Below are 24,931 nucleotides of genomic sequence, written 5' to 3'. Positions count from 1 at the left end.
TTATTTGGTTAATTATCTATTAATAGATAATTTGACCATTAGCAAGTAACTCTGCCTCACTAGTAGTAACACCTTGTAAAACCAACAGATTCGTAAAGTTATTAGCCGGAATAAATCCTGTTAAACCATCACGGTCAATCTGAATAGTTGTATTACCACCACTTACAGTGACATTTAGATATTGTCCAATATTGGTGTCTGTTTGATCTCCATCGAGTAATGCTCTGATATCAATTAAATCAGCTTGCTGATCTGTAGCAACATTACCCACATGGAAGTTAGCCCAAGTATCTACACCATTACCGCCAGTAGTTGCACCATTACTAGCTGTTGCTGCACTTCCATTCAACACATGGTAGATCAAAGTATCTGAACCAAAACCAATCGTGCCAGTATCTGTATTGAACGTATCATTCGCTGCTGTGCTAATTACATGAGTATTGTAATCAGAAGTAGTCAGGTTAACCGTCAATGATGATAAAGACTCGGAACCATTCGCTGCCACTAACTTGTAGTTAATGGTATCGGTTGGGTTCGTTAATGTTAACGACGAAGTATTGGCACGATAATCATAGTCACCATTCGAATTGATCACAAATGTACCATTCGCAGTAGTGATAGATTGACCAGTAGCCTCAACATACACACCAGGACTTGTTTCAACATAGAGTTTGACACCATCAGCAGTAAAGGTACCACTGTCTGCAACCCCACCTATTGTGTCACCATCTATAATGTTGCCATGGATCCAATCAGATGAGTAATTGTTCAAGTGCGTTGTAGTAGTCGTTACTTGTGTATCCAACGTTGTTGTACCAAGTGTAATCGCTGTCAACGTATACTCAATACGGTATGTACCAGCTCCTAAGTGCAGAACAGCATCTTGGAAAGCCACTGTTCCGAGACTAATACCACCCACACTGGCAAGCGCTGCCGCCGAACCAGTATAAGTTGTATCAACCCATACTCCACCAACAAATTGTTGAACAACATAACTCACTGTTGGTAATGCACTTAATAATGGTTGATTAGCATAAGTTGCTGCTACCTGTACATCTACCAGATCTCCTGCCGCAACAGTGAAGCTATTAGAAACTACAGAAGTCGAACCAATCAAGTTGATTGTTATGTTCGGACTTGGAACATCTACAGGTGTATCAGTTGAGTTACTAAAATCAACTGTTGCAACAGCTTGGTCTGCATTGGCAACGATTTGAGTCGTACCATCCGTTCCAGGACTAGCAGTATTCCAAGTAATGCTGACATCAGGTGATCCAATCTGTATGTGCAATACCGCTGTACTAGTACCACCTGATACAGGATCAGTAATGGTGTAAGTGAAGCTGTCTACTTTACCAATGTTTGCGGCATTGGCAATTGGTGTATAGCTATATGAACCATTTGCAGAGATAGTAAGTGTTCCATAAGCTCCTGTTACTGGGGTTGAAGAACCAATAGGTGTTAATATCGCGCCTACTTGCTCACCAATCACTGTAGATACCACTGTAGTTCCAGTGATTGTATCTTGGACATATGAAGGACCATATATAGTCGAATCATCATCCGTAAGCACATTACCGCTCACTGTTGCTGCACTATATGTAGGTACTACTGTGTGATTATAATCATCGCGAACCACACTCATTGTGCCTAACAATCCTGCACCCACACCGGTATAGACCATAAACGCTCTATAAGAACCACTTGCCAAGTCTGTGATAGTCGCACCGAATCCATTACCACCAAGTATTCCGACGTTAATTAGCCCAGTACTAGCATCACCTGCAACATTCTGCCAAGAACCATCTGGTGCTTGTTTTTGTAAAACAATTTTATAGTCGTTAAGCAAAGACAAACTTAATAAAGCGCTATAGCTAATCGTTGCATCTGAAGTATGTCCAGCTGCAATACTGAAGCTCACACTCGGAGTACCAAGAAGCGATACGTTGAGATTTTCAGTTACACCTATCAATGCTAGATAGGTTGCAGAACCAGCATTAATACCCGTTGTAGTTAATGGAACAATATCAATTGCCACACTATCTACATTGTCATGTGCAGTAATTGTTGGCACAAGAACAAGGCCAGCAAGATTAGCGCCTGTACCCAAGTTACCTGCAAGGTCAGTATAGGTGTTATCCGCAACACTGATGCTTGGTGCTGTCGCAGTGCCATCTTGTGTGAAGGTCGCTGTCCAGGTCAATCCACCATCTGCTGTGCTCAAGCCTGCTAATGTACCGCCTGCCAAAGTCACATCCGATGCATCAAAGCCAGTCACTGCTTCACTGAAGGTGAAGGTTACTGTCGTGCTTTCACCAAGACCCAGATTCAGGTCAGTTGCTGTGATCGCAAGTGTCGGTGCCACCACATCTGAGGTCAGGCCAGCCAAGCTTGCGCCTGTACCCAAGTTACCTGCAAGGTCAGTATAGGTGTTATCCGCAACACTGATGCTTGGTGCTGTCGCAGTGCCATCTTGTGTGAAGGTCGCTGTCCAGGTCAATCCGCCATCTGCTGTGCTCAAGCCTGCTAATGTACCGCCTGCCAAAGTCACATCCGATGCATCAAAGCCAGTCACTGCTTCACTGAAGGTGAAGGTTACTGTCGTGCTTTCACCAAGACCCAGATTCAGGTCAGTTGCTGTGATCGCAAGTGTCGGTGCCACCACATCTGAGGTCAGGCCAGCCAAGCTTGCGCCTGTACCCAAGTTACCTGCAAGGTCAGTATAGGTGTTATCCGCAACACTGATGCTTGGTGCTGTCGCAGTGCCATCTTGTGTGAAGGTCGCTGTCCAGGTCAATCCGCCATCTGCTGTGCTCAAGCCTGCTAATGTACCGCCTGCCAAAGTCACATCCGATGCATCAAAGCCAGTCACTGCTTCACTGAAGGTGAAGGTTACTGTCGTGCTTTCACCAAGACCTAGATTCAGGTCAGTTGCTGTGATCGCAAGTGTCGGTGCCACCACATCTGAGGTCAGGCCAGCCAAGCTTGCGCCTGTACCCAAGTTACCTGCAAGGTCAGTATAGGTGTTATCCGCAACACTGATGCTTGGTGCTGTCGCAGTGCCATCTTGTGTGAAGGTCGCTGTCCAGGTCAATCCACCATCTGCTGTGCTCAAGCCTGCTAATGTACCGCCTGCCAAAGTCACATCCGATGCATCAAAGTCAGTCACTGCTTCACTGAACGTGAAGGTTACTGTCGTGCTTTCACCAAGACCTAGATTCAGGTCAGTTGCTGTGATCGCAAGTGTCGGTGCCACCACATCTGAGGTCAGGCCAGCCAAGCTTGCGCCTGTACCCAAGTTACCTGCAAGGTCAGTATAGGTGTTATCCGCAACACTGATGCTTGGTGCTGTCGCAGTGCCATCTTGTGTGAAGGTCGCTGTCCAGGTCAATCCGCCATCTGCTGTGCTCAAGCCTGCTAATGTACCGCCTGCCAAAGTCACATCCGATGCATCAAAGTCAGTCACTGCTTCACTAAACGTGAAGGTTACTGTCGTGCTTTCACCAAGACCCAGATTCAGGTCAGTTGCTGTGATCGCAAGTGTCGGTGCCACCACATCTGAGGTCAGGCCAGCCAAGCTTGCGCCTGTACCCAAGTTACCTGCAAGGTCAGTATAGGTGTTATCCGCAACACTGATGCTTGGTGCTGTCGCAGTGCCATCTTGTGTGAAGGTCGCTGTCCAGGTCAATCCACCATCTGCTGTGCTCAAGCCTGCTAATGTACCGCCTGCCAAAGTCACATCCGATGCATCAAAGTCAGTCACTGCTTCACTGAACGTGAAGGTTACTGTCGTGCTTTCACCAAGACCCAGATTCAGGTCAGTTGCTGTGATCGCAAGTGTCGGTGCCACCACATCTGAGGTCAGGCCAGCCAAGCTTGCGCCTGTACCCAAGTTACCTGCAAGGTCAGTATAGGTGTTATCCGCAACACTGATGCTTGGTGCTGTCGCAGTGCCATCTTGTGTGAAGGTCGCTGTCCAGGTCAATCCACCATCTGCTGTGCTCAAGCCTGCTAATGTACCGCCTGCCAAAGTCACATCCGATGCATCAAAGCCAGTCACTGCTTCACTGAAGGTGAAGGTTACTGTCGTGCTTTCACCAAGACCCAGATTCAGGTCTGCTGCTGTGATCGCAAGTGTCGGTGCCACCACATCTGAGGTCAGGCCAGCCAAGCTTGCGCCTGTACCCAAGTTACCTGCAAGGTCAGTATAGGTGTTATCCGCAACACTGATGCTTGGTGCTGTCGCAGTGCCATCTTGTGTGAAGGTCGCTGTCCAGGTCAATCCGCCATCTGCTGTGCTCAAGCCTGCTAATGTACCGCCTGCCAAAGTCACATCCGATGCATCAAAGCCAGTCACTGCTTCACTGAAGGTGAAGGTTACTGTCGTGCTTTCACCAAGACCCAGATTCAGGTCAGTTGCTGTGATCGCAAGTGTCGGTGCCACCACATCTGAGGTCAGGCCAGCCAAGCTTGCGCCTGTACCCAAGTTACCTGCAAGGTCAGTATAGGTGTTATCCGCAACACTGATGCTTGGTGCTGTCGCAGTGCCATCTTGTGTGAAGGTCGCTGTCCAGGTCAATCCGCCATCTGCTGTGCTCAAGCCTGCTAACGTACCGCCTGCCAAAGTCACATCCGATGCATCAAAGCCAGTCACTGCTTCACTGAAGGTGAAGGTTACTGTCGTGCTTTCACCAAGACCTAGATTCAGGTCTGCTGCTGTGATCGCAAGTGTCGGTGCCACCACATCTGAGGTCAGGCCAGCCAAGCTTGCGCCTGTACCCAAGTTACCTGCAAGGTCAGTATAGGTGTTATCCGCAACACTGATGCTTGGTGCTGTCGCAGTGCCATCTTGTGTGAAGGTCGCTGTCCAGGTCAATCCGCCATCTGCTGTGCTCAAGCCTGCTAATGTACCGCCTGCCAAAGTCACATCCGATGCATCAAAGCCAGTCACTGCTTCACTGAAGGTGAAGGTTACTGTCGTGCTTTCACCAAGACCCAGATTCAGGTCTGCTGCTGTGATCGCAAGTGTCGGTGCCACCACATCTGAGGTCAGGCCAGCCAAGCTTGCGCCTGTACCCAAGTTACCTGCAAGGTCAGTATAGGTGTTATCCGCAACACTGATGCTTGGTGCTGTCGCAGTGCCATCTTGTGTGAAGGTCGCTGTCCAGGTCAATCCGCCATCTGCTGTGCTCAAGCCTGCTAATGTACCGCCTGCCAAAGTCACATCCGATGCATCAAAGCCAGTCACTGCTTCACTGAAGGTGAAGGTTACTGTCGTGCTTTCACCAAGACCCAGATTCAGGTCTGCTGCTGTGATCGCAAGTGTCGGTGCCACCACATCTGAGGTCAGGCCAGCCAAGCTTGCGCCTGTACCCAAGTTACCTGCAAGGTCAGTATAGGTGTTATCCGCAACACTGATGCTTGGTGCTGTCGCAGTGCCATCTTGTGTGAAGGTCGCTGTCCAGGTCAATCCGCCATCTGCTGTGCTCAAGCCTGCTAATGTACCGCCTGCCAAAGTCACATCCGATGCATCAAAGCCAGTCACTGCTTCACTGAAGGTGAAGGTTACTGTCGTGCTTTCACCAAGACCTAGATTCAGGTCTGCTGCTGTGATCGCAAGTGTCGGTGCCACCACATCTGAGGTCAGGCCAGCCAAGCTTGCGCCTGTACCCAAGTTACCTGCAAGGTCAGTATAGGTGTTATCCGCAACACTGATGCTTGGTGCTGTCGCAGTGCCATCTTGTGTGAAGGTCGCTGTCCAGGTCAATCCGCCATCTGCTGTGCTCAAGCCTGCTAACGTACCGCCTGCCAAAGTCACATCCGATGCATCAAAGCCAGTCACCGCTTCACTGAACGTGAAGGTTACTGTCGTGCTTTCACCTGCCGCGAGTGCAAGGTCATCTGTGCTAATCGCAAGTGTCGGTGCTGTCGCATCAACAGTCACTGTACCTGTAACCGGTGTTGAAACGTTGCCTGCCACATCTGTTGCAGTCACGCTCACTGTGTGTGGAGCATCCGTCAACGCTGGAAGTGTATTGTCTGCAAGCGTCCAAGTACCGTCGCCATTGTTAGTCGCTGGGTAATCCACGCCATCCACAGTCACCACAATCGTTGCTAGCGGATCATCAACCGTACCCGTTAACGCTGGTGTAGTGTCATTGGTTGATACATCCGGGAAGGTCACAACCGGTGCAACGGTGTCGATTGTTACAGTACCTGTATCCGTACCCACATTACCTGCCAAGTCTGTTGCTGTCACAGTCACACTGTGCGCACCTTCTGACAAGCTTGGTAAGATATCGTTCGGTAAAGTCCAGGTGCCATCGCCATTGTTCACTGCTGGATAATCAATACCATCCACAGTCACTACAATCGTTGCATTCGGATCATTGATGCTACCTGACAAGTCCGGCGTTGCATCATTCGTCACTTCATCCGTTAACGATACCACTGGTGGTAAACCATCTCCGTCAACAATCTCTGTACCTGGCAATGAAGTATTGCCTGCAGGGTCAGTCGCTGTTGCTGAAATTGTATCTCCATCCACCAGGTTACCCGGGTTTGGTACTGACCATGTGCCGTCTGGTCCTGCAACTACAGTTGCTGTCGTACCGTTAGGGACGCTTACAGTCACGGTTGAATCTGGTTCTGCTGTACCTGTAATCGGATCTACCGCATTTACTGGATCGATGTCCGGTGCATTCGGTGCAACGGTGTCGATTGTTACAGTACCTGTATCCGTACCCACATTACCTGCCAAGTCTGTTGCTGTCACAGTCACACTGTGCGCACCTTCTGACAAGCTTGGTAAGATATCGTTCGGTAAAGTCCAGGTGCCATCGCCATTGTTCACTGCTGGATAATCAATACCATCCACAGTCACTACAATCGTTGCATTCGGATCATTGATGCTACCTGACAAGTCCGGCGTTGCATCATTCGTCACTTCATCCGTTAACGATACCACTGGTGGTAAACCATCTCCGTCAACAATCTCTGTACCTGGCAATGAAGTATTGCCTGCAGGGTCAGTCGCTGTTGCTGAAATTGTATCTCCATCCACCAGGTTACCTGGGTTTGGTACTGACCATGTGCCGTCTGGTCCTGCAACCACAGTTGCTGTCGTACCGTCAGGGAAGCTTACAGTCACGGTTGAATCTGGTTCTGCTGTACCTGTAATCGGATCTACCGCATTTACTGGATCGATGTCCGGTGCATTCGGTGCAACGGTGTCGATTGTTACAGTACCTGTATCCGTACCCACATTACCTGCCAAGTCTGTTGCTGTCACAGTCACACTGTGCGCACCTTCTGACAAGCTTGGTAAGATATCGTTCGGTAAAGTCCAGGTGCCATCGCCATTGTTCACTGCTGGATAATCAATACCATCCACAGTCACTACAATCGTTGCATTCGGATCATTGATGCTACCTGACAAGTCCGGCGTTGCATCATTCGTCACTTCATCCGTTAACGATACCACTGGTGGTAAACCATCTCCGTCAACAATCTCTGTACCTGGCAATGAAGTATTGCCTGCAGGGTCAGTCGCTGTTGCTGAAATTGTATCTCCATCCACCAGGTTACCCGGGTTTGGTACTGACCATGTGCCGTCTGGTCCTGCAACCACAGTTGCTGTCGTACCGTCAGGGAAGCTCACAGTCACGGTTGAATCTGGTTCTGCTGTACCTGTAATCGGATCTACCGCATTTAATGGATCGATGTCCGGTGCATTCGGTGCAACGGTGTCGATTGTTACAGTACCTGTATCCGTACCCACATTACCTGCCAAGTCTGTTGCTGTCACAGTCACACTGTGCGCACCTTCTGACAAGCTTGGTAAGATATCGTTCGGTAAAGTCCAGGTGCCATCGCCATTGTTCACTGCTGGATAATCAATACCATCCACAGTCACTACAATCGTTGCATTCGGATCATTGATGCTACCTGACAAGTCCGGCGTTGCATCATTCGTCACTTCATCCGTTAACGATACCACTGGTGGTAAACCATCTCCGTCAACAATCTCTGTACCTGGCAATGAAGTATTGCCTGCAGGGTCAGTGGCTGTTGCAGTCACTGTATCGCCATCCACCAGGTTACCTGGGTTTGGTACTGACCAGCTGCCATCTGTGCCTGCCACGACTGTTGCAGTGGTGCCGTCAGGGAAGCTGACTGTCACTGTAGAACCCGCTTCTGCTGTACCGCTCACCGGGTCAGTTGCATTGATTGGATCAAGTACAGGTGCATTTGGTGCTGTGGTATCAATGGTCACCACTGCTGTATCGGTACCTGCATTGCCTGCTGCATCTGTTGCCGTCACGGTAATGGTGTGTGGGCCATCAGTTAACGCAGGAAGTGCATTGTCTGCAAGCGTCCAGGTGCCGTCACCATTGTTCACTGCAGGATAATCAATACCATCCACATTCACCACCACAGTGGCTGTCGGATCGTTCACTGTACCAGTGAGTGCTGGTGTGCTGTCGTTAGTCAACACATCATCAAGTACAACCACTGGCGGTGTGATGTCTGCAGAGACTGTGCCTGTACCTGGCAATGAAATATTGCCTGCAGGGTCAGTGGCTGTTGCAGTCACTGTATCGCCATCCACCAGGTTACCTGGGTTTGGTACTGACCAGCTGCCATCTGTGCCTGCCACGACTGTTGCAGTGGTGCCGTCAGGGAAGCTGACTGTCACTGTAGAACCCGCTTCTGCTGTACCGCTCACCGGGTCAGTTGCATTGATTGGATCAAGTACTGGTGCATTTGGTGCGGTGGTATCAATGGTCACTACTGCCGTATCGGTACCCGCATTGCCTGCTGCATCTGTTGCCGTCACGGTAATGGTATGTGGACCATCAGTTAACGCAGGCAGTGTATTGTCTGCAAGCGTCCAGGTGCCGTCACCATTGTTCACTGCAGGATAGTCAACACCATCCACGTTCACAACCACAGTGGCTGTCGGATCGTTCACTGTACCGGTGAGTGCTGGTGTGCTGTCGTTCGTGAGTACATCATCCAGCGCAACCACCGGCGGTGTAATGTCTGCAGAGACTGTGCCTGTACCTGGCAATGAAGTATTGCCTGCAGGGTCAGTCGCTGTTGCAGTCACGGTATCGCCATCCACCAGGTTACCCGGGTTTGGTACTGACCATGTTCCGTCTGTGCCTGCCACGACTGTTGCAGTGGTGCCATCAGGGAAGCTCACCGTCACGGTTGAACCAGCTTCTGCTGTACCGCTCACTGGGTCAGTTGCATTGATTGGATCAAGTACTGGTGCATTTGGTGCGGTGGTATCAATGGTCACCACTGCTGTATCGGTACCCGCATTACCTGCAGCATCAGTTGCCGTCACGGTAATGGTGTGTGGACCATCAGTTAACGCAGGCAGTGTATTGTCTGCAAGCGTCCAGGTGCCGTCACCATTGTTCACTGCCGGATAGTCAACACCATCCACGTTCACAACCACAGTGGCAGTCGGATCATCCACTGTACCAGTGAGTGCTGGTGTGCTGTCGTTAGTCAACACATCATCAAGTGCAACCACCGGCGGTGTAATGTCTGCAGAGACTGTGCCTGTACCTGGCAATGAAGTATTGCCTGCAGGGTCAGTCGCTGTTGCAGTCACGGTATCGCCATCCACCAGGTTACCCGGATTTGGTACTGACCAGCTGCCGTCTGTGCCTGCCACGACTGTTGCAGTGGTGCCATCAGGGAAGCTCACCGTCACGGTTGAACCCGCTTCTGCTGTACCGCTCACTGGGTCAGTTGCATTGATTGGATCAAGTACAGGTGCATTTGGTGCGGTGGTATCAATGGTCACTACTGCTGTATCGCTACCCGCATTGCCTGCTGCATCAGTTGCCGTCACGGTAATGGTGTGTGGACCATCAGTTAACTCAGGAAGTGCATTGTCTGCAAGCGTCCAGGTGCCATCACCATTGTTTATTGCCGGATAGTCAACACCATCCACATTTACAACCACAGTGGCAGTCGGATCGTTCACTGTACCAGTGAGTGCTGGTGTGCTGTCGTTAGTCAACACATCATCAAGTGCAACCACCGGCGGTGTGATGTCTGCAGAGACTGTGCCTGTACCTGGCAATGAAGTATTGCCTGCAGGGTCAGTCGCTGTTGCAGTCACGGTATCGCCATCCACCAGGTTACCCGGATTTGGTACTGACCAGCTGCCGTCTGTGCCTGCCACGACTGTTGCAGTGGTGCCATCAGGGAAGCTCACCGTCACGGTTGAACCCGCTTCTGCTGTACCGCTCACTGGATCAGTTGCATTGATTGGATCAAGTACTGGTGCATTTGGTGCGGTGGTATCAATCGTCACCACTGCTGTATCGGTACCCGCATTGCCTGCTGCATCAGTTGCCGTCACGGTAATGGTGTGTGGACCATCAGTTAATGCAGGCAGTGTATTGTCTGCAAGCGTCCAGGTGCCATCACCATTGTTCACTGCCGGATAGTCAACACCATCCACGTTCACAACCACAGTGGCTGTCGGATCGTTCACTGTACCAGTGAGTGCTGGTGTGCTGTCGTTAGTCAACACATCATCCAGCGCAACCACCGGCGGTGTAATGTCTGCAGAGACTGTGCCTGTACCTGGCAATGAAGTATTGCCTGCAGGGTCAGTCGCTGTTGCAGTCACGGTATCGCCATCCACCAGGTTACCCGGGTTTGGTACTGACCAGCTGCCGTCTGTGCCTGCCACGACTGTTGCAGTGGTGCCATCAGGGAAGCTCACCGTCACGGTTGAACCAGCTTCTGCTGTACCGCTCACTGGGTCAGTTGCATTGATTGGATCAAGTACTGGTGCATTTGGTGCGGTGGTATCAATGGTCACTACTGCCGTATCGGTACCCGCATTGCCTGCTGCATCTGTTGCCGTCACGGTAATGGTATGTGGGCCATCAGTTAATGCAGGCAGTGTATTGTCTGCAAGCGTCCAGGTGCCATCACCATTGTTTATTGCCGGATAGTCAACACCATCCACGTTCACAACCACTGTTGCTGTCGGATCATCCACTGTACCAGTGAGTGCTGGTGTGCTGTCGTTAGTCAACACATCATCAAGTGCAACCACCGGCGGTGTGATGTCTGCAGAGACTGTGCCTGTACCTGGCAATGAAGTATTGCCTGCAGGGTCAGTCGCTGTTGCAGTCACGGTATCGCCATCCACCAGGTTACCCGGATTTGGTACTGACCAGCTGCCGTCTGTGCCTGCCACGACTGTTGCAGTGGTGCCATCAGGGAAGCTCACCGTCACGGTTGAACCCGCTTCTGCTGTACCGCTCACTGGATCAGTTGCATTGATTGGATCAAGTACTGGTGCATTTGGTGCGGTGGTATCAATCGTCACCACTGCTGTATCGGTACCCGCATTGCCTGCTGCATCAGTTGCCGTCACGGTAATGGTGTGTGGACCATCAGTTAATGCAGGAAGTGTATTGTCTGCAAGCGTCCAGGTGCCGTCACCATTGTTCACTGCAGGATAGTCAACACCATCCACATTCACAACCACAGTGGCTGTCGGATCGTTCACTGTACCGGTGAGTGCTGGTGTGCTGTCGTTGGTCAATACATCATCCAGTGCGACTGTCGGTGCAACTGCATCCACCACAGCTGTTGCTGGACCTGAGGTATTGCCCGCTGGATCTTCTGTTACTGCTGTTACCGTGTCACCATCATTTAAGCCTGGGTTTGGCACAGTCCAAGTACCATCCGGTCCTGCTACAACACTTGCTGTACTTCCGTCCGGATATGTCACAGTCACAGTTGAACTAGGTTCTGCTGTACCTGTAATTGGATCTGTCCCGTTAACCGGGTCAATCACTGGTGCTGCTGGTGCTGTTGTATCAACTGTCACCACTGCTGTATCGGTACCCGCATTACCTGCAGCATCAGTTGCCGTCACGGTAATGGTATGTGGACCATCAGTTAATGCAGGAAGTGTATTGTCTGCAAGCGTCCAGGTGCCGTCACCATTGTTCACTGCAGGATAGTCAACACCATCCACGTTCACAACCACAGTGGCTGTTGGATCGTTCACTGTACCAGTGAGTGCTGGTGTGCTGTCATTCGTCAACACATCATCAAGTGCGACTGTCGGTGCAACTGCATCCACCACAGCTGTTGCTGGACCTGAGGTATTGCCCGCTGGATCTTCTGTTACTGCTGTTACCGTGTCACCATCATTTAAGCCTGGGTTTGGCACAGTCCAACTACCATCTGGTCCTGCTACAACACTTGCCGTACTACCATCTGGATATGTCACAGTCACAGTTGAACCAGGTTCTGCTGTACCTGTAATTGGGTCTGTCCCGTTAACCGGGTCAATCACTGGCGCGTTCGGTGCAGCTGTATCAACTGTCACAACACCTGTATCTGTACCTACGTTACCTGCTGCATCTGTTGCAGTCACGGTAATGGTGTGTGGACCATCAGTTAACGCAGGCAGTGTATTGTCTGCAAGCGTCCAGGTGCCGTCACCATTGTTTACTGCCGGATAGTCAACACCATCCACATTCACCACCACAGTGGCTGTCGGATCGTTCACTGTACCAGTGAGTGCTGGTGTGCTGTCGTTAGTCAACACATCATCAAGTGCTACTGTCGGCGCAACCGCATCAACCACAGCTGTTGCTGGGCCTGATGTATTGCCAGCAGGATCTTCTGTTACTGCCGTTACTGTATCGCCATCATTTAAGCCTGGGTTTGGCACAGTCCAAGTACCATCCGGTCCTGCTACAACACTTGCTGTACTACCGTCCGGATAAGTTACTGTTACTGTTGAACCAGGTTCTGCCGTACCTGTAATTGGGTCTGTCCCGTTAACTGGGTCGATCACTGGCGCGTTCGGTGCAGCTGTATCAACTGTCACAACACCTGTATCTGTACCTACGTTACCTGCTGCATCTGTTGCAGTCACGGTAATGGTGTGTGGACCATCAGTTAACGCAGGCAGTGTATTGTCTGCAAGCGTCCAGGTGCCGTCACCATTGTTCACTGCAGGATAATCAATACCATCCACATTCACCACCACAGTGGCTGTCGGATCGTTCACTGTACCAGTGAGTGCTGGTGTGCTGTCGTTCGTCAACACATCATCAAGTACAACCACTGGCGGTGTGATGTCTGCAGAGACTGTGCCTGTACCTGGCAATGAAATATTGCCTGCAGGGTCAGTGGCTGTTGCAGTCACTGTATCGCCATCCACCAGGTTACCTGGGTTTGGTACTGACCAGCTGCCATCTGTGCCTGCCACGACTGTTGCAGTGGTGCCGTCAGGGAAGCTGACTGTCACTGTAGAACCCGCTTCTGCTGTACCGCTCACCGGGTCAGTTGCATTGATTGGATCAAGTACAGGTGCATTTGGTGCTGTGGTATCAATGGTCACCACTGCTGTATCTGTACCTACGTTACCTGCTGCATCTGTTGCAGTCACGGTAATGGTGTGTGGACCATCAGTTAACGCAGGCAGTGTATTGTCTGCAAGCGTCCAGGTGCCGTCACCGTTGTTCACTGCCGGATAGTCAACACCATCCACATTCACCACCACAGTGGCTGTCGGATCGTTCACTGTACCGGTTAACTCAGGTGTGCTGTCGTTAGTCAACACATCATCAAGTGCTACTGTCGGCGCAACCGCATCAACCACAGCTGTTGCTGGGCCTGATGTATTGCCAGCAGGATCTTCTGTTACTGCCGTTACTGTATCGCCATCATTTAAGCCTGGGTTTGGCACAGTCCAAGTACCATCCGGTCCTGCTACAACACTTGCTGTACTACCGTCCGGATAAGTTACTGTTACTGTTGAACCAGGTTCTGCCGTACCTGTAATTGGGTCTGTCCCGTTAACCGGGTCAATCACTGGTGCTGTAGGAGCTGCTGTATCAACTGTCACAACACCTGTATCTGTACCTACGTTACCTGCTGCATCTGTTGCAGTCACGGTAATGGTGTGTGGACCATCAGTTAACGCAGGCAGTGTATTGTCTGCAAGCGTCCAGGTGCCGTCACCGTTGTTCACTGCCGGATAGTCAACACCATCCACATTCACCACCACAGTGGCTGTCGGATCGTTCACTGTACCAGTGAGTGCTGGTGTGCTGTCATTCGTCAACACATCATCAAGTGCAACCACAGGTGCTGTGATGTCGGCAGAGACTGTACCTGTACCTGGCAATGAAGTATTGCCTGCAGGGTCAGTTGCTGTTGCAGTCACGGTATCGCCATCCACCAGGTTACCCGGGTTTGGTACTGACCAGCTGCCATCTGTGCCTGCCACGACTGTTGCAGTGGTGCCATCAGGATATGTCACAGTCACTGTAGAACCAGGTTCTGCTGTACCGCTCACTGGGTCAGTTGCATTGATTGGATCAAGTACTGGTGCATTTGGTGCGGTGGTATCAATGGTCACCACTGCTGTATCTGTACCCGCATTGCCTGCAGGGTCAGTTGCAGTCACGGTAATGGTGTGTGGACCATCAGTTAACGCAGGCAAAGTATTGTCTGCAAGCGTCCAGGTGCCGTCACCATTGTTCACTGCCGGATAGTCAACACCATCCACATTGACAACCACAGTGGCTGTCGGATCGTTCACTGTACCAGTGAGTGCTGGTGTGCTGTCATTAGTGAGTACATCATCTAGTGCAACCACAGGTGCTGTGATGTCTGCAGAGACTGTGCCTGTACCTGGCAATGAAGTATTGCCTGCAGGGTCAGTTGCTGTTGCAGTCACGGTATCGCCATCCACCAGGTTACCCGGGTTTGGTACTGACCAGCTGCCATCTGTGCCTGCCACGACTGTTGCAGTGGTGCCATCAGGATATGTCACAGTCACTGTAGAACCAGGTTCTGCTGTACCGCTCACTGGGTCAGTTGCATTGATTGGATCAAGTACTGGTGCATTTGGTGCGGTGGTATCAATGGTCACCACTGCTGTATCTGTACCCGCATTGCCTGCAGGGTCAGTTGCAGTCACGGTAATGGTGTGTGGACCATCAGTTAACGCAGGCAAAGTATTGTCTGCAAGCGTCCAGGTGCCGTCACCATTGTTCACTGCCGGATAGTCAACACCATCCACATTGACAACCACAGTGGCTGTCGGATCGTTCACTGTACCGGTTAACGCAGGTGTGCTGTCATTAGTGAGTACATCATCTAGTGCAACCACAGGTGCTGTGATGTCGGCAGAGACTGTGCCTGTACCTGGCAATGAACTATTGCCTGCAGGGTCAGTTGCTGTTGCAGTCACGGTATCGCCATCCACCAGGTTACCCGGGTTTGGTACTGACCAGCTGCCATCTGTGCCTGCCACGACTGTTGCAGTGGTGCCATCAGGATATGTCACAGTCACTGTAGAACCAGGTTCTGCTGTACCGCTCACTGGGTCAGTTGCATTGATTGGATCAAGTACTGGTGCATTTGGTGCGGTGGTATCAATGGTCACCACTGCTGTATCTGTACCCGCATTGCCTGCAGGGTCAGTTGCAGTCACGGTAATGGTGTGTGGACCATCAGTTAACGCAGGCAAAGTATTGTCTGCAAGCGTCCAGGTGCCGTCACCATTGTTCACTGCCGGATAGTCAACACCATCCACATTGACAACCACAGTGGCTGTCGGATCGTTCACTGTACCGGTTAACGCAGGTGTGCTGTCATTAGTGAGTACATCATCTAGTGCAACCACAGGTGCTGTGATGTCGGCAGAGACTGTGCCTGTACCTGGCAATGAACTATTGCCTGCAGGGTCAGTTGCTGTTGCAGTCACGGTATCGCCATCCACCAGGTTACCCGGGTTTGGTACTGACCAGCTGCCATCTGTGCCTGCCACGACTGTTGCAGTGGTGCCGTCAGGGAAGCTCACAGTCACTGTAGAACCAGGTTCTGCTGTACCGCTCACTGGGTCAGTTGCATTGATTGGATCAAGTACTGGTGCATTTGGTGCGGTGGTATCAATGGTCACCACTGCTGTATCTGTACCCGCATTGCCTGCAGGGTCAGTTGCAGTCACGGTAATGGTGTGTGGACCATCAGTTAACGCAGGCAGTGTATTGTCTGCAAGCGTCCAGGTGCCGTCACCATTGTTCACTGCCGGATAGTCAACACCATCCACATTCACCACCACAGTGGCTGTCGGATCGTTCACTGTACCAGTGAGTGCTGGTGTGCTGTCGTTAGTCAACACATCATCAAGTGCTACTGTCGGCACAACCGCATCAACCACAGCTGTTGCTGGGCCTGATGTATTGCCAGCAGGATCTTCTGTTACTGCCGTTACTGTATCGCCATCATTTAAGCCTGGGTTTGGCACAGTCCAAGTACCATCCGGTCCTGCTACAACACTTGCTGTACTACCGTCCGGATAAGTTACTGTTACTGTTGAACCAGGTTCTGCCGTACCTGTAATTGGGTCTGTCCCGTTAACCGGGTCAATCACTGGTGCTGTAGGAGCTGCTGTATCAACTGTCACAACACCTGTATCTGTACCTACGTTACCTGCTGCATCTGTTGCAGTCACGGTAATGGTGTGTGGACCATCAGTTAACGCAGGCAGTGTATTGTCTGCAAGCGTCCAGGTGCCGTCACCGTTGTTCACTGCCGGATAGTCAACACCATCCACATTCACCACCACAGTGGCTGTCGGATCGTTCACTGTACCAGTGAGTGCTGGTGTGCTGTCGTTAGTCAACACATCATCAAGTGCTACTGTCGGCACAACCGCATCAACCACAGCTGTTGCTGGGCCTGATGTATTGCCAGCAGGATCTTCTGTTACTGCCGTTACTGTATCGCCATCATTTAAGCCTGGGTTTGGCACAGTCCAAGTACCATCCGGTCCTGCTACAACACTTGCTGTACTACCGTCCGGATAAGTTACTGTTACTGTTGAACCAGGTTCTGCCGTACCTGTAATTGGGTCTGTCCCGTTAACTGGGTCGATCACTGGCGCGTTCGGTGCAGCTGTATCAACTGTCACAACACCTGTATCTGTACCTACGTTACCTGCTGCATCTGTTGCAGTCACGGTAATGGTGTGTGGACCATCAGTTAACGCAGGCAGTGTATTGTCTGCAAGCGTCCAGGTGCCGTCACCATTGTTTACTGCCGGATAGTCAACACCATCCACATTCACCACCACAGTGGCTGTCGGATCGTTCACTGTACCGGTTAACTCAGGTGTGCTGTCGTTAGTCAACACATCATCAAGTGCTACTCTCGGTGCAACCGCATCAACCACAGCTGTTGCTGGGCCTGATGTATTGCCAGCAGGATCTTCTGTTACTGCCGTTACTGTATCGCCATCATTTAAGCCTGGGTTTGGCACAGTCCAAGTACCATCCGGTCCTGCTACAACACTTGCTGTACTACCGTCCGGATAAGTTACTGTTACTGTTGAACCAGGTTCTGCCGTACCTGTAATTGGGTCTGTCCCGTTAACCGGGTCAATCACTGGCACGTTCGGTGCAGCTGTATCAACTGTCACAACACCTGTATCTGTACCTGCATTGCCTGCTGCATCTGTTGCAGTCACGGTAATGGTGTGTGGACCATCAGTTAACGCAGGCAGTGTATTGTCTGCAAGCGTCCAGGTGCCGTCACCATTGTTTACTGCCGGATAGTCAACACCATCCACATTCACCACCACGGTTGCTGTCGGATCGTTCACTGTACCGGTTAACTCAGGTGTGCTGTCGTTAGTCAACACATCATCAAGTGCTACTGTCGGCGCAACCGCATCAACCACAGCTGTTGCTGGGCCTGATGTATTGCCAGCAGGATCTTCTGTTACTGCCGTTACTGTATCGCCATCATTTAAGCCTGGGTTTGGCACAGTCCAAGTACCATCCGGTCCTGCAACCACAGTTGCTGTCGTACCGTCAGGGAAGCTCACAGTCACGGTTGAGCCCGCTTCTGCTGTACCTGTAATTGGGTCAGTTGCATTGATTGGATCAAGTACCGGTGCATTTGGTGCAGTGGTATCTACAGTCACTACAGCAGTATCAGTACCCACATTGCCTGCTGCATCTGTTGCAGTCACGGTAATGGTGTGTGGACCATCAGTTAACGCAGGCAGTGTATTGTCTGCAAGCGTCCAGGTGCCGTCACCGTTGTTCACTGCCGGATAGTCAACACCATCCACATTGACAACCACTGTTGCTGTCGGATCGTTCACTGTACCGGTTAACGCAGGTGTGCTGTCATTGGTCAACACATCATCAAGTAGAACCACAGGTGCTGTGATGTCCGCAGAGACTGTGCCTGTTCCTGGCAATGAAGTATTGCCTGCAGGGTCAGTTGCTGTTGCTGTAACAGTTTGACCGTCAGTTAAGTCACCTGGGTTTGGTACTGACCATGTGCCGTCTGGTCCTGCAACCACAGTTGCTGTCGTACCGTCAGGGAAGCTCACAGTCACGGTTGAGCCCGCTTCTGCTGTACCTGTAATTGGGTCAGTTGCATTGATTGGATCAAGTACCGGTGCATTTGGTGCAGTGGTATCTACAGTCACTACAGCAGTATCAGTACCCACATTGCCTGCTGCATCTGTTGCAGTCACGGTAATGGTGTGTGGACCATCAGTTAACGCAGGCAGTGTATTGTCTGCAAGCGTCCAGGTGCCGTCACCATTGTTCACTGCAGGATAGTCTGTGCCATCTACATTCACCACCACAGTCGCACTTGGATCGTTCACTGTACCAGTGAGTACTGGTGTGCTGTCATTGGTCAACACATCATCAAGTAGAACCACAGGTGCTGTGATGTCCGCAGAGACTGTGCCTGTTCCTGGCAATGAAGTATTGCCTGCAGGGTCAGTTGCTGTTGCTGTAACAGTTTGACCGTCAGTTAAGTCACCTGGGTTTGGTACTGACCATGTGCCGTCTGGTCCTGCAACCACAGTTGCTGTCGTACCGTCAGGGAAGCTCACAGTCACGGTTGAGCCCGCTTCTGCTGTACCTGTAATTGGGTCAGTTGCATTGATTGGATCAAGTACCGGTGCATTTGGTGCAGTGGTATCTACAGTCACTACAGCAGTATCAGTACCCACATTGCCTGCTGCATCTGTTGCAGTCACGGTAATGGTGTGTGGACCATCAGTTAACGCAGGCAGTGTATTGTCTGCAAGCGTCCAGGTGCCGTCACCATTGTTCACTGCCGGATAGTCAACACCATCCACATTCACCACCACAGTCGCACTTGGATCGTTCACTGTACCAGTGAGTGCTGGTGTGCTGTCATTGGTCAACACATCATCAAGTAGAACCACAGGTGCTGTGATGTCCGCAGAGACTGTGCCTGTTCCTGGCAATGAAGTATTGCCTGCAGGGTCAGTTGCTGTTGCTGTAACAGTTTGACCGTCAGTTAAGTCACCTGGGTTTGGTACTGACCATGTGCCGTCTGGTCCTGCAACCACAGTTGCTGTCGTACCGTCAGGGAAGCTCACAGTCACGGTTGAGCCCGCTTCTGCTGTACCTGTAATTGGGTCAGTTGCATTGATTGGATCAAGTACCGGTGCATTTGGTGCAGTGGTATCTACAGTCACTACAGCAGTATCAGTACCCACATTGCCTGCTGCATCTGTTGCAGTCACGGTAATGGTGTGTGGACCATCAGTTAACGCAGGCAGTGTATTGTCTGCAAGCGTCCAGGTGCCGTCACCATTGTTCACTGCAGGATAGTCTGTGCCATCTACATTCACCACCACAGTCGCACTTGGATCGTTCACTGTACCAGTGAGTACTGGTGTGCTGTCATTGGTCAACACATCATCAAGTGCAACCACTGGCGGTGTAATGTCTGCAGAGACTGTGCCTGTACCTGGCAATGAAGTATTGCCTGCAGGGTCAGTTGCTGTTGCTGTAACAGTTTGACCGTCAGTTAAGTCACCTGGGTTTGGTACTGACCATGTGCCGTCTGGTCCTGCAACCACAGTTGCTGTCGTACCGTCAGGGAAGCTCACAGTCACGGTTGAGCCCGCTTCTGCTGTACCTGTAATTGGGTCAGTTGCATTGATTGGATCAAGTACCGGTGCATTTGGTGCAGTGGTATCTACAGTCACTACAGCAGTATCAGTACCCACATTGCCTGCTGCATCTGTTGCAGTCACGGTAATGGTGTGTGGACCATCAGTTAACGCAGGCAGTGTATTGTCTGCAAGCGTCCAGGTGCCGTCACCATTGTTCACTGCAGGATAGTCTGTGCCATCTACATTCACCACCACAGTCGCACTTGGATCGTTCACTGTACCAGTGAGTACTGGTGTGCTGTCATTGGTCAACACATCATCAAGTGCAACCACCGGCGGTGTAATGTCTGCAGAGACTGTGCCTGTACCTGGCAATGAAGTATTGCCTGCAGGGTCAGTTGCTGTTGCAGTTACCGTATCGCCATCCACCAGGTTACCCGGGTTTGGTACTGACCATGTTCCGTCTGTGCCTGCTACCACTGTTGCAGTGGTACCGTCAGGGAAGCTCACAGTCACTGTAGAACCCGCTTCTGCTGTACCGCTCACTGGGTCAGTCGCATTGATTGGATCAAGCACAGGTGCATTTGGTGCGGTGGTATCAATGGTCACCACTGCTGTATCTGTACCTGCATTGCCTGCTGCATCTGTTGCAGTCACGGTAATGGTGTGTGGACCATCAGTTAACGCAGGAAGTGTATTGTCTGCAAGCGTCCAGGTGCCGTCACCATTGTTCACTGCCGGATAGTCAACACCATCCACATTCACAACCACAGTTGCTGTCGGATCGTTCACTGTACCGGTAAGTGCTGGTGTGCTGTCATTCGTCAACACATCATCAAGTGCAACCACCGGAGGTGTGATGTCTGCAGAAACTGTACCTGTACCTGGCAATGAAGTATTGCCTGCAGGGTCAGTCGCTGTTGCTGTAACCGTATCGCCATCCACCAGGTTGCCCGGGTTTGGTACTGACCATGTTCCATCTGTGCCTGCCACGACTGTTGCAGTGGTGCCGTCAGGGAAGCTGACTGTCACTGTAGAACCCGCTTCTGCTGTACCGCTCACTGGGTCAGTCGCATTGATTGGATCAAGTACCGGTGCATTTGGTGCTGTGGTATCAATTGTATAAGTTTGTGTATCATTAACAGTGCTGCTATTACCTACTGCATCAGTGAAGGTTACTTTGGCATCAATTGTTTTATCTGCATCCGCTGTTAAACCGCTACCAGGCACACTTACTGTCCATGTACCTGCTGCACTGTCTACAGTTGCATTATAAGTTACCCCATTAATAACAACTGTAACGGCTGTAGTAGCCGCATCTGAAGGAACGTTTGTCAGAACACCAGTAATCGTGACATTGCCAGCCGCTTCTGATGCATTAATTACATTGTCAGCTGTTACTGAATCAACTGCGAAGTTGACACCATCGGTATTTGGGCCAACTGCATCGACAATAGCTGTGCCTGGTAATGATGGGTTACCTGCTGGATCTGTAGCAATCGCTTCAACTTCATCGCCATCATTCAGGCCAGGGTTTGGCACAGTCCACGTACCGTCTGGTCCTGCTACAACACTTGCTGTACTGCCGTCAGGATAAGTCACAGTCACTGTTGAACCAGGTTCTGCTGTACCTGTAATCGGGTCTGTCCCGTTAACCGGGTTAATTACTGGAGCATCAGGTGCAGTGGTATCGATTGTATATGTTTGTGTATCGTTAACACTGCTGCTATTACCTGCTGCATCTGTAAACGTTACTTTGGCATCAATTGTTTTATCTGCATCCGCAACCAAACCGCTACCCGGCACACTTACTGTCCATGTGCCTGCTGTGCTATCTACAGTCGCAGTATACGTCTGGCCATTAATCACAACAGTGACCACTGTATTTGCTGCATCTGCCGGAACGTTTTTCAATACACCTGTAACAGTAACGTTGCCTGACGCTTCTGACGCATTAATCACATTGTCAGCTGTTACTGAATCAATCGCAAAATTTACTGACCCTGTATTCGGTGCAGCTGTATCAACTGTTACAACCCCTGTATCGGTACCCGCATTGCCTGCTGCATCTGTTGCAGTTACGGTAATGGTGTGTGGACCATCAGTTAACGCAGGAAGTGTATTGTCTGCAAGCGTCCAGGTGCCGTCACCATTATTCACTGCCGGATAGTCAACACCATCCACATTCACCACCACAGTTGCTGTCGGATCGTTCACTGTACCAGTTAACGCAGGTGTACTGTCATTGGTCAATACATCATTAAGCGCTACTGTCGGCGCAACCGCATCAACCACAGCTGTTGCTGGGCCTGATGTATTGCCTGCCGGATCTTCTGTTACTGCTGTTACCGTATCACCATCATTTAAGCCTGGGTTTGGCACAGTCCAAGTACCATCCGGTCCTGCTACAACACTTGCTGTACTACCGTCCGGATATGTCACAGTCACTGTTGAACCAGGTTCTGCTGTACCTGTAATCGGGTCTGTCCCGTTAACTGGGTCGATCACTGGCACTGAAGGAGCAGCTGTATCAACTGTCACAACACCTGTATCTGTACCTACGTTACCTGCTGCATCTGTTGCAGTCACGGTAATGGTGTGTGGACCATCAGTTAACGCAGGAAGTGTATTGTCTGCAAGCGTCCAGGTGCCGTCACCATTGTTCACTGCCGGATAGTCAACACCATCCACATTGACAACCACAGTGGCTGTCGGATCGTTCACTGTACCAGTTAACGCAGGTGTACTGTCATTCGTTAATAGATCAGTTATAACAACTGCTGGTGCAACTGCATCAACAGTAGCTGTACCTGGTAAAGATGGGTTGCCTGCTGGATCTGTAGCAATTGCCTCAACTTTATCACCATCATTCAAGCCTGGGTTCGGCACAGTCCAAGTACCATCCGGTCCTGCTACAACTGTTGCTGTGTCACCATTAGGATAGGTTACTGTTACGGTTGAACCAGGTTCTGCTGTACCTGTAATCGGGTCTGTCCCGTTAACAGGGTCAATCACTGGCGCTGAAGGAGCAGCTGTATCCAGTGTATAAGTTTGTGTATCGTTAACTGTGCTGCTATTACCTGCTGCATCAGTGAAGGTTACTTTAGCATCAATCGTTTTATCAGCATCAGCAACCAAACCGCTACCTGGTACACTTACTGTCCATGTACCTGCTGCACTGTCTACAGTTGCAGTATAAGTTACCCCATTAATAACAACTGTAACGGCTGTAGTAGCCGCATCTGAAGGAACGTTTTTCAATACACCAGTAATCGTGACATTGCCAGCCGCTTCTGATGCATTAACCACATTATCAGCTGTTACCGAATCAACTGCGAAGTTGACACCATCGGTATTTGGACCAACTGCATCAACAATAGCTGTTCCTGGTCCTGATGTATTGCCAGCAGGGTCTGTTGCTACAGCTGTAACTTCATCACCATTATTCAAACCAGGGTTTGGTACAGTCCAAGTACCATCCGGTCCAGCTACAACAGTTTTCGTACTACCGTCCGGATAAGTCACAGTTACTGTTGAACCAGGTTCTGCTGTACCTGTGATCGGGTCTGTCCCGTTAACCGGGTCAATCACTGGTGCATTTGGTGCAGTCGTATCAATTGTATAAGTTTGTGTATCTTTAACAGTACTGCTATTACCTGCCGCATCTGTAAACGTTACAGTAGCATCAATGGTTTTATCTGCATCAGCTGTTAAACCACTACCCGGTACACTTACTGTCCATGTACCCGCTGTTTTGTCTACAGTTGCATTATAAGTTACCCCATTAATAACAACTGTAACGGCCGTATTGGCCGCATCTGCTGGAATGTTTTTCAGAACACCAGTAATCGTGACATTACCTGCTGCTTCTGATGCATTAATTACGTTATCTGAAGTAACAGGGTCAACAGAGAAAGTGACTCCATCTGTATTTGGTGGAGTGGTGTCAGCAGGTGTTGAGTCATCATCATTATCACTATTCGATGCTGCAGCGATAATACCGCCCGCAACTAAAGGAATAGCTGCCCACAACCATGGGTTTACACCTGCATCGTGATAAAGTAATGGTTCAATTGAAGAAATAGGCTGGTAAATAACATCAGACACCAACTCTTGTGGCGCTTCTGCCGGTAAAGCAGCAAGTAAATCCTCAGCTACCAGAGCTTGTGGCTCAACATCACTGTCTGCATCAGCGTCCGCATCAGCATCGGCGTCCGCATCATTTTCAGCATCTTTGAATTTTGCCCAAATCAACTGTCCATTTTCATCTTGAAAAACAAGACTGTTATCTTTAGGCTCAGCTGTTCCACTAAAGAAGCCTTCAATAACAATAGTCTCGCCATTTTTCAGGCGAATGACTGCATTGGTACCCTCCCTATTCACTACCAATACATCACTGGCAGCCACTTTTACCAATACGACCGACGCTTCTGAAAGCTTCGCAGAAGTTCCCTTGATTGTTGACAAGGTATCGTGACTATCCTTGGCAATAATTTGTATTTCAGGCATATCTGTATTCCTTTTATATTATTGATTTAAATGATTTTATGTATAATTCTTTTTACTTAATCTTTCTAAGTTTTTGACCTACAACTTAAAAACATTAAGTAATGTGATCATTTTTACATTAAACACTTTAAAATAAAAAAAACAAATACTAAAGTACCTAAAGAAAAAATTTTAATTAATAGAAATTATATATAAGTCTTAGTTAAGTTTTTCTTATGTTAATTTAATGAAAAATCACGTTAAACGTTTTATATATAAAACAAATTTATTATTTTTCTATTTACCATTTGTTGAAAAAATCATTTAATTAAAATATTCATATAACAATTATTAATATCTTAATAAAATAAAATATATTATTAATGATATATATAGAAAAAAAAGGCTTTAGGTAATATTTTACTATTACACTAAAACCTCATTTTTAAATATCTTATAAATTTT

General features: G+C 49.9%; 1 protein-coding gene. It reads right to left on the bottom strand.

Annotated elements, in window-relative coordinates; genetic code table 11:
* Window positions 1-19: 19 nt before the first annotated feature.
* Window positions 20-24,487, bottom strand: coding sequence for a BapA/Bap/LapF family large adhesin (locus tag ACYU0V_RS04060; RefSeq protein ID WP_461850297.1), 24,468 nt, complete (start codon window positions 24,485-24,487; stop codon window positions 20-22).
* Window positions 24,488-24,931: the final 444 nt, after the last annotated feature.

This window comes from Acinetobacter sp. X9, assembly GCF_054889255.1.
Note: the sequence above shows the minus strand (reverse complement) of the source record. Positions and strands in the feature narration are given on the sequence as shown.